Source organism: Klebsiella aerogenes, from assembly GCA_029027985.1.
GTDB classification, from domain to species: Bacteria; Pseudomonadota; Gammaproteobacteria; order Enterobacterales; family Enterobacteriaceae; genus Klebsiella; species Klebsiella aerogenes_A.
In genome coordinates this window covers 379,170-392,749 of record CP119076.1, presented here as the reverse complement: position 1 = coordinate 392,749, position 13,580 = coordinate 379,170, and the positions used below count along the sequence as shown (strand labels likewise).

At 56.4% G+C, this 13,580-nt stretch carries 12 protein-coding genes; 6 read left to right on the top strand and 6 right to left on the bottom strand.

Going from position 1 to position 13,580, the window contains the following annotated elements; translation table 11 throughout:
* The first annotated feature begins 101 nt into the window (after positions 1–101).
* Entirely contained in the window at positions 102–734 is a 633-nt protein-coding gene (gene crp, locus PYR66_01775) for a cAMP-activated global transcriptional regulator CRP (protein WEF28494.1), read from the top strand.
* 50 nt (positions 735–784) lie between these two features.
* Positions 785–2,857, top strand: coding sequence for a YccS/YhfK family putative transporter (locus tag PYR66_01770; protein ID WEF28493.1), 2,073 nt, complete (start codon positions 785–787; stop codon positions 2,855–2,857).
* On the opposite strand, the gene PYR66_01765 is transcribed toward PYR66_01770, so the two are convergent.
* The 5 genes from PYR66_01765 to ppiA all read right to left on the bottom strand — a co-directional run bounded on the left by PYR66_01765 (position 2,847) and on the right by ppiA (position 6,189).
* Positions 2,847–4,067, bottom strand: coding sequence for an aspartate aminotransferase family protein (locus PYR66_01765; protein ID WEF28492.1), 1,221 nt, complete (start codon positions 4,065–4,067; stop codon positions 2,847–2,849). The genes PYR66_01770 and PYR66_01765 overlap by 11 nt on opposite strands.
* A gap of 90 nt (positions 4,068–4,157) precedes the next feature.
* A complete protein-coding gene (gene pabA, locus PYR66_01760) occupies positions 4,158–4,721 on the bottom strand; it encodes an aminodeoxychorismate synthase component 2 (protein WEF28491.1) in 564 nt (187 codons plus the stop codon).
* Positions 4,722–4,753: 32 nt separating this feature from the next.
* The gene (locus PYR66_01755; protein WEF28490.1) at positions 4,754–5,356 is read right to left on the bottom strand and encodes a putative adenosine monophosphate-protein transferase Fic; all 603 of its coding nucleotides are present in this window, start codon (positions 5,354–5,356) and stop codon (positions 4,754–4,756) included.
* Complete coding sequence (locus PYR66_01750; protein WEF28489.1) at positions 5,346–5,513, bottom strand: YhfG family protein; 168 nt, start codon at positions 5,511–5,513, stop codon at positions 5,346–5,348. Before PYR66_01750 ends, PYR66_01755 begins: the two co-directional genes overlap by 11 nt.
* A 106-nt stretch (positions 5,514–5,619) precedes the next feature.
* Entirely contained in the window at positions 5,620–6,189 is a 570-nt protein-coding gene (gene ppiA, locus PYR66_01745; protein ID WEF28488.1) for a peptidylprolyl isomerase A, read from the bottom strand.
* Positions 6,190–6,466: 277 nt separating this feature from the next.
* On the opposite strand from ppiA, the gene tsgA reads away from it, so the two are divergent.
* Positions 6,467–7,645: an MFS transporter TsgA gene (tsgA, locus tag PYR66_01740; protein WEF28487.1), complete on the top strand. Its 1,179-nt coding sequence runs from the start codon at positions 6,467–6,469 to the stop codon at positions 7,643–7,645.
* Positions 7,646–7,647: 2 nt separating this feature from the next.
* Here the strand turns inward: tsgA and PYR66_01735 are convergent, their stop codons facing one another.
* Positions 7,648–8,964 carry a cytosine deaminase gene (locus PYR66_01735; protein ID WEF28486.1) on the bottom strand — a complete coding sequence of 439 codons (1,317 nt, stop codon included), beginning with the start codon at positions 8,962–8,964 and terminating at the stop codon, positions 7,648–7,650.
* A 216-nt stretch (positions 8,965–9,180) separates the two neighbouring features.
* Here PYR66_01735 and nirB point away from each other — a divergent pair, with 216 nt between their 5' ends.
* The 3 genes from nirB to cysG all read left to right on the top strand — a co-directional run bounded on the left by nirB (position 9,181) and on the right by cysG (position 13,574).
* Positions 9,181–11,724, top strand: a complete 2,544-nt coding sequence (gene nirB, locus PYR66_01730; protein ID WEF28485.1) for a nitrite reductase large subunit NirB — start codon at positions 9,181–9,183, stop codon at positions 11,722–11,724.
* Positions 11,721–12,047, top strand: coding sequence for a nitrite reductase small subunit NirD (nirD, locus tag PYR66_01725; protein WEF28484.1), 327 nt, complete (start codon positions 11,721–11,723; stop codon positions 12,045–12,047). The genes nirB and nirD overlap by 4 nt, the downstream gene beginning before the upstream one ends.
* Positions 12,048–12,200: 153 nt before the next feature.
* Positions 12,201–13,574 carry a siroheme synthase CysG gene (cysG, locus tag PYR66_01720; GenBank protein ID WEF28483.1) on the top strand — a complete coding sequence of 458 codons (1,374 nt, stop codon included), beginning with the start codon at positions 12,201–12,203 and terminating at the stop codon, positions 13,572–13,574.
* The last annotated feature ends 6 nt before the right edge of the window (positions 13,575–13,580 follow it).

Below are 13,580 nucleotides of genomic sequence, written 5' to 3'. Positions count from 1 at the left end.
GAGCAGCCAGCTTCCCAGGCATAGGGAAAAATACGATTGCATGCCCGGATGCCGTGTAGTGTCGGCGTCCGGAGATAGCTTATAACAGAGGATAACCGCGCATGGTGCTTGGCAAACCGCAAACAGACCCTACCCTTGAATGGTTCTTGTCTCATTGCCACATTCATAAGTACCCATCAAAGAGCACGCTGATTCACCAGGGTGAGAAAGCAGAAACGCTTTACTACATCGTAAAAGGCTCCGTGGCTGTACTCATCAAGGATGAAGAAGGTAAAGAGATGATCCTCTCTTACCTCAACCAGGGCGATTTCATCGGTGAATTAGGCCTGTTTGAAGAAGGTCAGGAACGTAGTGCCTGGGTACGTGCGAAAACCGCATGTGAAGTGGCCGAGATCTCTTACAAAAAATTTCGTCAGTTAATCCAGGTGAACCCGGATATTCTGATGCGCCTCTCTTCGCAGATGGCGCGTCGTCTGCAGGTCACTTCAGAGAAAGTCGGTAACCTCGCCTTCCTCGACGTGACAGGTCGTATCGCTCAGACCTTGCTGAATCTGGCAAAACAACCTGACGCCATGACCCACCCGGACGGAATGCAGATCAAAATCACCCGTCAGGAAATCGGTCAGATCGTCGGTTGCTCTCGTGAAACCGTTGGTCGTATCCTGAAGATGCTGGAAGATCAAAACCTGATCTCCGCACACGGTAAAACTATCGTCGTCTACGGTACCCGTTAAGTCGGCAAACGGCGTACTGCCCCGCGCAGTACGCCGTTTTTGTTTCCCCCATGTGGCGCAGGCTGATTTACCACCCGGAAGTCAACTATGCACTGCGGCAAACGCTGGTGCTGTGCTTACCTGTGGCCATCGGTCTTCTGCTCGGCCATCTACAGCAAGGACTGCTATTCTCTTTGGTGCCCGCCTGCTGCAACATCGCTGGCCTCGACACCCCGCATAAACGCTTTTTTAAACGCCTGATCGTCGGCGGTTGCCTGTTTGCCGGCAGCAGCTTGATTGTGCAATTACTGCTTGAGCGCGACATTTCGCTACCGCTGATCCTAAGCGGCCTGGCGCTAATCCTCGGCGTAACCGCGGAAATTAGCTCACTCCACGCCCGATTACTGCCGGCATCGCTTATTGCCGCCATTTTTACCTTAAGCCTGGCGGGTAATATGCCAATTTGGGAGCCTCTGCTAATTTATGCGCTCGGCACCCTATGGTACGGACTCTTCAACTGGTTCTGGTTTTGGCTATGGCGGGAGCAACCGCTGCGCGAGTCATTAAGCCTGCTGTATCGTGAACTGGCCGACTATTGCGAGGCCAAATATAGCCTGCTGACACAGCATACTGACCCAACGACGTCTCTGCCGCCGCTGCTCACCCGCCAGCAGAAAGTGGTCGATCTGATCACCCAATGCTATCAGCAGATGCATATGCTGGCCGCTAACCAGCGCAGCGACCATAAGCGGCTGTTACGCGCATTTCAGATCGGAATGGATTTGCAGGAGCATATTTCGGTGAGCCTGCACCAGCCGGAAGAGGTGCAAAAACTGGTGGAGCGCAGCCACGCGGAAGCGGTGATCCGCTGGAACGCCCAGACCGTTGCCGCCCGCCTGCGGGTGCTGGCGGACGATATTCTCTACCACCGCTACCCGCGCCGCTTCCAGATGGATAAGCAAATCGGCGCGCTGGAGAAAATCGCTTATCAGCATCCCGATAACCCGGTCGGACAGTTCTGCGCCTGGCACTTCAGCCGTATTGCCCGAGTGCTGCGCACCCAGCGTCCATTGTATGCCCGTAATCTGATGGCGGATAAAGAGCGGCGTCTGCCGCTGCTGCCGGCGCTGAAGAACTACCTGTCGCTAAAATCTCCGGCGCTGCGCAACGCCGCGCGTATCAGTGTGATGTTGAGCGTCGCCAGCCTGATGGGCAGCGCGCTGCATTTGCCTAAGCCCTACTGGATCCTGATGACCATCCTGTTCGTGACGCAAAATGGCTACGGCGCCACCCGGGTGCGCATCGTCCACCGGGCGGCGGGCACGCTGGCGGGTTTGGTCATCGCCTGGTTAACGCTACACTTCCACGTCCCGGAGAGCTATACACTGAGCGGCATGCTGTTCATCACGTTGCTGAGCTACCTTATCATTCGCCAACATTACGGTTGGGCAATGGTGGGCTTTACCGTCACTGCGGTATATACCCTGCAGCTACTGACGCTTAACGGTGAGCAGTTTATCATCGCCCGCTTTATCGATACGATTATTGGCTGCCTGATCGCCTTCGGCGGTATGGTCTGGCTGTGGCCGCAGTGGCAGAGCGGCCTGTTGCGTAAAAACGCCCACGATGCCTTAGAAGCAGACCAGGAGGCCATTCAGCTGATCCTCAGCGATGACCCGCAGGCGCCAGCGCTGGCTTACCAGCGCATGCGCGTCAACCAGGCGCACAATGCCCTGTACAACTCACTTAACCAGGCAATGCAGGAGCCCGGCTTTAACTCGCACTACCTGGAAGATATGAAACTGTGGGTCACACATAGCCAGTTTATCGTTGAACATATCAATGCGATGACCACGCTGGCGCGCGAGCATACGATGCTGACGCCGGATCTGGCGCAGCGTTATCTGGAGTCTTGCGAGATTGCCCTGCAGCGCTGTCAGCAACGTCTGGATTCAGACGGGCCGGGCAGCGATGTGAATATTATGGAATCGCAGGACGCGGAAGTGCTACGCGGGCCGCTCAGTACGCTCGAACAGCACCTGCAGCGGATCCTCGGCCACCTCAATACCATGCACACCATTTCGTCGGTGGCATGGCGTCAACGTCCGCATCACGGCATCTGGTTGCGCACGGCTAAGCGCTAAGTACGCGCTCAACCGCCTGAGCAAAGCGGGCCATCCCTTCTGCGATATCGCTATCGTCAATCACCAGCGACGGCACAAAGCGCATCACGTCCGGACCGGCGTTCAGCACCATCACCCCTGCATCGGCGGCGGCGTAGAGGAAATCACGCGCGCGTCCGTGATGCTGCGGCTTCAGTTCCGCGCCGATTAACAGCCCCATACCGCGGATTTCGCTGAACAGATCGAACTGCGCGTCGATCTGCTGCAAGTGCTCGACAAACCGCGCCCGTTTGGCGTTGACGCCATCCAGCACTTCTGGGGTGTTAATCAGGTTAAAGGCCGCCGTCGCCACCGCGCAGGCCAGCGGATTGCCGCCGTAGGTTGAACCGTGCGAACCGGCATGGAATGCGCTGGCAATTTCATGGGTGGTCAGCATGGCGCTTATTGGGAAGCCGCCGCCGAGCGCTTTGGCGCTGGTCAGGATATCCGGCGTCACGCCGTAGTGCATATAGGCGAACAGCGAGCCGGTACGCCCCATTCCGCACTGCACTTCATCAAACACCAGCAGCGCCTGATGCTGGTCGCAAAGCTCACGCAGCCCCTGCAGAAACGCTGGCGTCGCCGCCATCACTCCGCCCTCTCCCTGAATCGGCTCAACCACCACCGCGCAGGTATGGTCATCCATCACCGCTTTCACCGCATGAAGATCGTTAAACGGCACGTGAACGATATCCGCTGGTTTCGGTCCGAAGCCGTCAGAATATTTCGGCTGGCCGCCGACGGAGACGGTAAACAGCGAACGACCGTGGAAGGCATTGTGGAAAGCGATGATTTTAGTTTTGTACGGGCTGTGACGGGTCACGGCGTAGTGGCGCGCCAGCTTAAACGCCGTTTCGTTGGCTTCCGTTCCGGAATTCATAAACGCCACGCGCTCGGCGAAGGTCGCATCCACCAGTTGACGGCCCAGGCGCAGCGCCGGCTCGTTGGTAAAGACATTACTGGTGTGCCACAGTGTTTCACCCTGCTCGCGCAGCGCCGCCACCAGCGCAGGATGACAATGACCCAGCGCCGTCACCGCAATCCCGCCAGCGAAATCAACGTACTCTTTACCCTGCTGATCCCAAACCCGGCTGCCCTTTCCCTTCACCGGGATAAACTCTGCCGGTGCATAAATCGGCAGAATAACTTCATCGAATGTGGCGCGGGTGATTGCCGGTTGCTCTGTTGCCATGTCATGCCCATCCTTCTCTGTTATGCAGTAATTATTTTGATAATTTACTCACAAAATATGCATAATAAATCAGACAATGGCAACTACAAATCAGCGTTTGAGGAAGTTTTCCAACAGCTGATGTCCCTGCTCGCTAAGAATGCTCTCCGGGTGGAACTGTACCCCTTCCAGATCCCACTGGCGGTGACGAATCCCCATAATTTCACCGCTAGCGCTGCGGGCGGTCACGATAAAAGCATCGGGGAGCGTTGGCGGGTCGATGACCAGGGAATGGTAACGGGTCACGGTAAGCGGATTATTCAGCCCCTGAAAAACCCCTTCCCCGGTATGTTCGATAAGCGACGTTTTACCGTGCATGACCTTCGCGGCGCGCACGATAGTGGCCCCGAAAACCTGTGCTATCGCCTGGTGTCCGAGGCAGACGCCAAGCAATGGCGTTTTCCCCGCGTAGTGGCGGATGACCGCCAGCGAAATGCCGGATTCATCTGGCGTACAGGGGCCCGGTGAGATAACGATTTTCTCCGGCGCCAACAACGCGATCTCTTCCAGCGTCAACTCATCGTTGCGCTTGACCAGCACCTCAGCGCCCAGTTCGCAAAAGTACTGATACAGATTCCAGGTGAAAGAGTCATAGTTGTCGATTAGCAGGATCATAGCGGCTCCGGAAAAAACAAAACCGGGCTATTCTACTCAGATTCCCGCGCTTCGCTTACCACTTTACGAAAGATCCGTTCCAGCGGTTCCGGATCGCCCATCGCTCCTAACTGATTCGCCTGGTTCCACTCATCCGGCTCGACGTCCCGCCAGCCCAGCAGGTAGCCGGCATGAATCGCCAACTGCTCGAAGAAAATACGCTGCGCCAGGCCATTGCCGAGACGGAACGGATGCAGAACGTTGATTTCGCCATAGTACCAACTCAGGCGTTCGACGAAGGTCTCCCTGGGGAGATCGCAGAGGTAGTTCTCTTCTTCCAACCCGCGCATCAGCGCGTTGCCCTCTTTTTCTATCCACGCGAAGTGGCAAAACGGCGTGTCGCCCTGGTAGATATCGATTTCCCGCAGCTTGCCCGCCCAGTCAAACAGGTCCTGATAAAGCTGACGATGAATAGCGCAGAGATGCGGCAAACCGCGGCCACGCGGCCCCAGTGGGATCGTCGCGGCGCGCAAAGAGGTGATTTCCCAGGCCGTCTGTTCCAGACGCTGCGCCTGATGAATGCCTAATCGGTTGCGGAGCACATCCAACGCGGGATAGAGATAGGGGTCGCGGTCGTCGCCATATTTATCGCTCATGACGCCTCCTCAGCTCGGCAAGACGCGCCAGCGCTTCATCAGCCGTCAGACTAATCAGCGGCACCGTCGCACCTTCAAGACGTCGGCTGGCCTGAAAATTAGCATTGCGGGTCTGTTCCCAGAGTCGGGATTTTTGCTTATCGGTGAGTAAACGCATGGTCGCCTCCCTTATTGTCCCCTGTGTGCCACAAGTATAAGCAGCAATTCCAGGTTACGCAGAGAGGCATGCAAAGCGCGAGCAGGCCGCTCGCGCCAGAAGAAGGTTACGGCAAGACTTTTGCGGACAGAATAACTACCGGCTTAGACGGCACATTCTGATACGGTCCGACGTTGTGGGTCGGCACCTGGGAAATTTTGTCAGCGATGTCCATCCCCTTCACCACTTTACCAAATACCGCATAGCCAAAATCGCGCTGGCCGTGGTCAAGGAAGGCGTTATCCGCAACGTTGATGAAGAACTGGCTGGTCGCGCTGTCCTGGTCGGCGGTACGCGCCATCGCAATCGTGCCGCGAGTGTTACGCAGACCGTTATCAGCTTCGTTTTTAATCGGCGGATTAGGCTGCTTTTGCTGCATCTGCTCGTTAAAACCGCCGCCCTGCACCATAAAGCCCGGGATCACACGGTGGAAGGTGGTGTTGTTATAGAAACCGCTGTTCACGTACTTCAGGAAGTTATCGACAGAAATCGGCGCCTTCTGGCTGTTCAGTTCCAGCTCAATGTTGCCAGCCGAAGTCGTCAGCAATACATGCGGGTCGCCCTTTGCCGCCATAGCGGGGGAAAAAGCTGAAATGGCGAATACGGCAGCCATCGCCGCCAGAGTGGATTTGAGCATGGAAATTCCTTAACGGAGCAGATAAAAAGCAAGTGCCTTGATTCTAAAGAGCCTTTGCATAGTGAGCCAGCCTTTTACCTAATTTTACTTAGCTGAAACACTTGTTACGAACGTACCGTGCCCTGACCAAAACCACAAATGTGATGCACATCACACTAAACCATGCAAAAAGTTCTACATTTCAATATAAACGTTTGCTTACATCACTTGAATGAATAAAATCTGTGCGCCCGGCGCAGTGTCAACTGCGCTTTATATTTCTATTCACAGGCCTGTCATGACTAACAGCAACCGTATCAAGCTCACATGGATCAGCTTCTTCTCCTACGCCCTGACTGGCGCGTTGGTGATCGTCACCGGGATGGTGATGGGGAACATCGCAGATTATTTCCATCTTCCGGTGTCCAGTATGAGTAACACCTTTACCTTCCTCAATGCCGGTATTCTGATTTCTATCTTCCTCAATGCGTGGTTGATGGAAATCGTGCCGCTGAAAACCCAGCTGCGCTTCGGCTTTATCCTGATGCTGTTGGCGATTGCCGGGCTGATGTTCGGCCACAGCCTGACGCTGTTCTCCGCCTCCATGTTCGTACTCGGATTGGTCAGCGGGATCACCATGTCGATCGGTACTTTCCTGATCACCCACATGTATGAAGGTCGCCAGAGAGGCGCGCGTCTGCTGTTTACCGACTCCTTCTTCAGCATGGCGGGGATGATTTTCCCGATGGTCGCCGCGGTTCTGCTGGCGCGGAGTATCGAGTGGTATTGGGTGTACGCCTGCATCGGCCTGGTCTACCTGGCTATCTTTGTGCTGACTTTCGGTTGCGATTTCCCGGTGCTCGGCAATAAAGCGCAGGCCGAAAACAGCCAACCGGTGGTGAAAGAGAAATGGGGCATCGGCGTGCTGTTCCTCTCCGTCGCCGCGCTGTGCTACATCCTCGGTCAGTTGGGCTTTATCTCCTGGGTGCCAGAATACGCGAAAGGCCTCGGAATGAGCCTCGGCGACGCTGGCAAACTGGTTAGTGATTTCTGGATGTCCTATATGATCGGCATGTGGTCATTCAGCTTCATCCTGCGCTTCTTTGACCTGCAGCGCATTCTGACCGTGCTGGCGGGCCTGGCGACAGTGCTGATGTATCTGTTTATCAACGGTTCGCCGGAGCATATGCCATGGTTCATCCTGACCCTGGGCTTCTTCTCCAGCGCCATCTACACCTCGATCATCACCCTTGGTTCGCTGCAGACTAAAGTCTCTTCACCGAAGCTGGTTAACTTCATTCTGACCTGCGGCACCATCGGCACCATGCTGACCTTCGTGGTGACCGGACCGATTGTTGCCGCCAGCGGCCCTCTGGCGGCGCTGCATACCGCTAACGGTCTCTATGCCGTGGTATTCGTGATGTGTCTGATCCTCGGCTTCGTTTCCCGCCATCGCCAGAACGCGTCGGCGCACTAAGCCTAAAACCCCTTTGCTTCGGCAAAGGGGTTATTCTTCGTAAAGAACAGCTCCTCCCCGCCTTTATCCGTCTGGATCCACGTCTGCGCCAACTGCGTCGTGGCGATCACCCTACCCTGACGAATCGACCAGCGCACCGGCACCTGGCAGCGTACCGCCTCAAAGCCATTTTCCGCCGGCAGAATCACCAGGTTAGCCGGGTTCCCCGTGGCAATGCCATAATCGCTGAGGCCAAATGTTCTGGCGCTATTGTCGGTAATCAGCTGCAAACTCTCGTTAATCTGCTGATAGCCCATCAACTGACAAACATGCAGCCCCATATGCAACACCTGCAACATGTTGCCGGTTCCCAGCGGATACCACGGATCAAATACGTCATCGTGGCCGAAGCAGACGTTAATGCCTGCGGCCATCAGCTCTTTCACCCGCGTCACACCGCGCCGCTTCGGGTAATCATCAAAGCGCCCCTGTAGATGAATATTGACCAACGGGTTAGCGACAAAGTTAATGCCGGAGAGCTTCAACAGACGGAACAGCCGTGAGGTATAGGCGCCATTATAAGAGTGCATCGCGGTGGTGTGGCTGGCGGTCACCCTGGGGCCAACCCCCTCTTTTAGCGCCAGCGCGGCGACCGTTTCGACAAAGCGCGACTGTTCATCGTCGATTTCATCGCAGTGAATATCCAACTGGCGCTGGTATTTTTGCGCCAGCCGGAAGGCGATATGCAGCGATTCAACGCCATATTCGCGGGTGAATTCAAAATGCGGGATCGCCCCGACGACGTCAGCGCCCAACCGCAACGCCTCCTCCAGTAAACTCTCACCATTGGGGTAGGATAAAATCCCTTCCTGGGGGAAGGCGACTATCTGCAAATCAACCCATGGCGCTACCTCTTGTTTGACTTCCAGCATCGCCTTCAGCGCAGTCAGCGACGGGTCGGACACATCGACATGGGTACGCACAAACTGAATACCGTTGGCGATTTGCCAACGCAGAGTTTTCCATGCGCGGGCTTTCACATCCTCATGGCTCAGCAACGCCTTGCGCTCGGCCCAGCGTTCGATACCTTCGAACAGCGTCCCGGACTGATTCCAGTTCGGCTCGCCCGCCGTTTGCGTGGTATCAAGATGAATATGCGGTTCGATAAACGGCGGAATAGCCAGACCACCGCGGGCGTTAAGCACCTCGTAGCTTTCATTATGCGCCTCTCCCATCGGCGTAATGTCGCCGAATCGCCCTTTATCAATCGCAATTTGCCACAGCCCTTCTCGGGCAGGCAGGTGGACGTTCTGAATTAACCACAGCGGCGTCATCGACATAATTTCGCACTCCTGGACATTGCTGATTTCTTCTGCTGATTTTGTACACAAAAAGAGCAAAAAGGAAAAGCCTGAGTTTTCCATCACTTAGAAAACCCTTGAGAAATCATAATTATACCTATTAAGTGGTAGGTCAGGGCTAAATTGATTTGTATCAATAAGTGTAATGGCTGAATCGTTAAGGTAGGTGGTAATAGAAAAGAAATCGAGGCAAAAATGAGCAAAGTCAGAATCGCTATTATCGGTAACGGCATGGTTGGCCATCGCTTTATCGAAGAGCTTCTTGATAAGGCGCCTGCCGGACAGTTCGACATTACCGTGTTCTGTGAAGAACCGCGTATCGCCTATGATCGTGTCCACCTGTCGTCTTATTTCTCCCATCACACCGCTGAAGAGTTGTCGCTGGTACGTGAAGGTTTCTATGAGAAACACGGCGTCAAGGTACTGATCGGCGAGCGCGCGATCACGATCAACCGCCAGGAGAAGGTTATTCACTCCAGCGCTGGCCGTACCGTCTTCTACGACAAACTGATTATGGCGACTGGCTCATATCCCTGGATCCCACCGATTAAAGGTTCGGAAACCCAGGATTGCTTCGTCTATCGCACCATTGAAGATCTTAACGCTATCGAATCCTGCGCCCGCCGCAGCAAACGCGGCGCAGTCGTTGGCGGCGGCTTGCTCGGTCTGGAAGCCGCTGGCGCACTGAAAAACCTCGGCGTGGAAACTCATGTTATCGAGTTTGCACCGATGCTGATGGCCGAGCAGCTCGATCAGATGGGCGGCGAACAGCTGAAACGTAAGATCGAAAGCATGGGTGTGAAAGTTCACACCAGCAAAAACACCAAAGAGATCGTCCAACAGGGCAGTGAAGCGCGCAAAACGATGCGCTTCGCCGATGGTAGCGAACTGCAGGTCGATTTCATCGTCTTCTCTACCGGTATCCGTCCGCGCGACAAGCTGGCTACCCAGTGTGGTCTGGCGGTCGCCCAACGTGGCGGCATCATGGTGAACGATACCTGCCAGACCTCCGACCCGGATATCTACGCCATCGGCGAATGCGCCAGCTGGAATAACCGCGTGTACGGGCTCGTCGCACCGGGCTACAAAATGGCCCAGGTCACCGTTGACCACATCCTCGGCAGCGACAATCTGTTCACCGGCGCGGACCTTAGCGCCAAGCTGAAACTGCTCGGTGTTGACGTTGGCGGTATTGGCGACGCTCACGGTCGTACCCCGGGCGCCCGTAGCTACGTTTACCTCGACGAAAGCAAAGAGGTCTACAAACGCCTGATCGTCAGCGAAGACAACAAAACCCTGCTCGGTGCGGTACTGGTTGGCGATACCAGCGATTACGGCAACCTGCTGCAGCTGGTACTGAACGCCATCGAGCTGCCGGAAAACCCGGACTCGCTGATCCTCCCGGCCCACGCCGGCAGCGGCAAGCCGTCCATCGGCGTGGATAAACTGCCGGACAGCGCGCAGATTTGTTCCTGCTTCGACGTCAGCAAAGGCGACCTGATCGCCGCTATCAACAAAGGCTGCCACACCGTGGCGGCGCTGAAAGCAGAAACCAAAGCCGGTACCGGCTGCGGTGGCTGTATCCCGCTGGTCACCCAGGTGCTCAACGCCGAACTGGCGAAACAGGGCATCGAAGTCAACAACAACCTGTGCGAACACTTCGCCTACTCTCGCCAGGAGCTGTTCCACCTGATTCGCGTTGAAGGCATCAAAACCTTTGATGAGCTGCTGGAAAAACATGGTCAGGGCTACGGCTGCGAAGTCTGTAAACCGACGGTTGGCTCCCTGCTGGCCTCCTGCTGGAATGAGTACATCCTCAAGCCGCAGCACACGCCGCTGCAGGATACTAACGATAACTTCCTCGCCAACATCCAGAAAGACGGGACCTACTCGGTCATCCCGCGCTCCGCGGGCGGTGAAATCACGCCGGAAGGGTTGGTTGCCGTGGGCCGTATCGCGCGCGAATTCAACCTGTACACCAAAATTACCGGTTCCCAGCGTATCGGCCTGTTCGGCGCGCAGAAAGATGATCTACCGGAAATCTGGCGTCAGCTGATTGAAGCGGGCTTCGAAACCGGCCATGCGTATGCCAAAGCGCTGCGTATGGCGAAAACCTGCGTCGGCAGCACCTGGTGCCGCTATGGCGTCGGCGATAGCGTCGGCTTCGGCGTTGAGCTGGAAAACCGCTACAAAGGCATCCGCACCCCGCACAAAATGAAATTCGGCGTCTCCGGCTGTACCCGCGAATGCGCGGAAGCCCAGGGGAAAGACGTCGGGATCATCGCCACCGAGAAAGGCTGGAACCTGTACGTTTGCGGTAACGGCGGGATGAAACCACGCCACGCCGATCTGCTGGCCGCGGACCTCGATCGCGAAACCCTGATCAAATATCTCGACCGCTTTATGATGTTCTACATCCGTACCGCCGATAAGCTGACCCGTACCGCGCCGTGGTTGGACAACATGGAAGGCGGCATCGACTATCTGCGCAGCGTCATCATCGACGATAAACTGGGCCTGAACGAGCATCTGGAAGAAGAGTTAACTCGCCTGCGCGAAGCCTTCGCCTGCGAATGGACCGAAACCGTCAACAATCCGGCGGCGCAGACCCGCTTCAAACACTTTATCAACAGCGCCCAGCGCGACCCGAACGTTCAGGTTGTGCCGGAGCGTGACCAGCATCGCCCGGCCACGCCGTATGAGCGTATCCCGGTCACTCTGGTGGAGGAAAACGCATGAGCCAGTGGGTAAACATCTGCAAAATTGACGACATCCTGCCAGCAACCGGCGTCTGCGCGCTGCTGGGCCAACAGCAGGTGGCGATTTTCCGTCCTTACCATGACGACAGAGTCTTCGCCATCAGCAACATCGATCCATTCTTCAATGCCAGCGTGCTGTCCCGCGGGATTATTGCTGAGCATGAAGGTGCGCTGTGGGTTGCCAGCCCGCTGAAAAAACAGCGTTTCCGCCTCAGTGACGGTCTGTGTATGGAAGATGAGAGCCATTCCATCGCCCATTACGAAACGCGCGTAAAAGACGGAAAAGTTCAGCTAAAAGCCTGATATGACAAGGTTCCCTCCGCGCCGCGGGGGGAACCATATCATCAGCTTATGACCACTAATTAGTAGAGGCGGTAAAAATCATACCTCCGCGATTCCCTCTGCTGCTATGCTACGACCGCACTCCCTTTCCCCCCTAAGCTGTGAGGATCTGCCGTGGACCACTTACCTATCTTTTGCCAACTACGCGATCGCGACTGCTTGCTGGTCGGCGGCGGCGATGTCGCCGAACGTAAGGCGCGTCTGCTGCTGGACGCCGGCGCCCGGTTAACGGTCAATTCACGCCAGTTTACCCCACAGTTTCAGGTGTGGGCCGAGACGCAGATGCTGACGCTGGCGCAGGGCGATTTCAACCCTACGCTGCTCGATAACTGCTGGCTGGCTATCGCCGCCACCGACGATGATGCGGTCAATCAGCAGGTCAGCGAGGCCGCCGAAGCGCGGCGGATTTTCTGCAACGTGGTGGATGCCCCGCGCCAGGCCAGCTTTATCATGCCGTCGATTATCGACCGCTCGCCGCTGATGGTCGCCGTCTCCTCCGGCGGCACCTCGCCGGTGCTGGCGCGCCTGCTGCGCGAAAAGCTCGAATCACTGCTGCCGCTGCATCTGGGGCAAATCGCCCATTACGCCGGTCAGCTACGTTCGCGGGTGAAAAAGCAGTTTGCCACCGTCGGCGAGCGCCGCCGCTTCTGGGAAAAGCTGTTTGTTAACGATCGCCTCGCGCAGTCGCTGGCAAACGACGATCGCCAGGCCGTCGCCGATACCACCGAACAGCTGTTGACCGAGCCGCTGGAACATCACGGCGAAGTGGTGTTGGTTGGCGCTGGGCCGGGCGATGCCGGACTGTTGACCCTCAAAGGGTTGCAGCAGATCCAACAGGCGGATGTCGTGGTCTACGACCGACTGGTCTCCGACGATATTATGAATCTGGTACGCCGCGACGCCGATCGGGTCTTCGTCGGCAAGCGCGCGGGCTACCACTGTGTACCACAGGAAGAGATTAACCAAATCCTGCTGCGCGAAGCGCAAAGCGGCAAACGCGTCGTCCGTCTTAAAGGTGGCGATCCCTTTATTTTCGGCCGCGGCGGCGAAGAGCTGGAAACGCTCTGCGAAGCAGGCATTCCGTTCTCGGTAGTGCCGGGGATTACCGCCGCCTCCGGCTGCTCGGCCTATTCCGGGATCCCGCTCACCCATCGCGATTTCGCCCAGGGCGTGCGTCTGGTTACCGGCCACCTGAAAAGCGGTAGCGATCTCGACTGGCAAAATCTGGCGGCAGAAAAGCAAACCCTGGTGTTCTATATGGGACTGAACCAGGCGCCAGCGATCCGCGAAAAGCTGATGGCGCACGGTATGGCGGCGGATATGCCGACCGCTATCGTTGAGAACGGCACGGCAGTCAGCCAAAAGGTGGTAACCGGTACGCTGGAGCAGTTGGATATTCTGGCGCAGCAGATGGCCAGCCCATCGCTAATCATCGTGGGCCGCGTGGTAGCGCTGCGCGACAAGCTTAACTGGTTCTCCAACCACTAAGTTCAG

Coding starts and splice junctions, on each gene's coding strand:
- crp (WEF28494.1), top strand. CDS start 102: ATGGTGCTTGGCAAACCGCAAACAGACCCTACCCTTGAATGGTTCTTG.
- PYR66_01770 (WEF28493.1), top strand. CDS start 785: ATGTGGCGCAGGCTGATTTACCACCCGGAAGTCAACTATGCACTGCGG.
- PYR66_01765 (WEF28492.1), bottom strand. CDS start 4,067: ATGGCAACAGAGCAACCGGCAATCACCCGCGCCACATTCGATGAAGTT.
- pabA (WEF28491.1), bottom strand. CDS start 4,721: ATGATCCTGCTAATCGACAACTATGACTCTTTCACCTGGAATCTGTAT.
- PYR66_01755 (WEF28490.1), bottom strand. CDS start 5,356: ATGAGCGATAAATATGGCGACGACCGCGACCCCTATCTCTATCCCGCG.
- PYR66_01750 (WEF28489.1), bottom strand. CDS start 5,513: ATGCGTTTACTCACCGATAAGCAAAAATCCCGACTCTGGGAACAGACC.
- ppiA (WEF28488.1), bottom strand. CDS start 6,189: ATGCTCAAATCCACTCTGGCGGCGATGGCTGCCGTATTCGCCATTTCA.
- tsgA (WEF28487.1), top strand. CDS start 6,467: ATGACTAACAGCAACCGTATCAAGCTCACATGGATCAGCTTCTTCTCC.
- PYR66_01735 (WEF28486.1), bottom strand. CDS start 8,964: ATGTCGATGACGCCGCTGTGGTTAATTCAGAACGTCCACCTGCCTGCC.
- nirB (WEF28485.1), top strand. CDS start 9,181: ATGAGCAAAGTCAGAATCGCTATTATCGGTAACGGCATGGTTGGCCAT.
- nirD (WEF28484.1), top strand. CDS start 11,721: ATGAGCCAGTGGGTAAACATCTGCAAAATTGACGACATCCTGCCAGCA.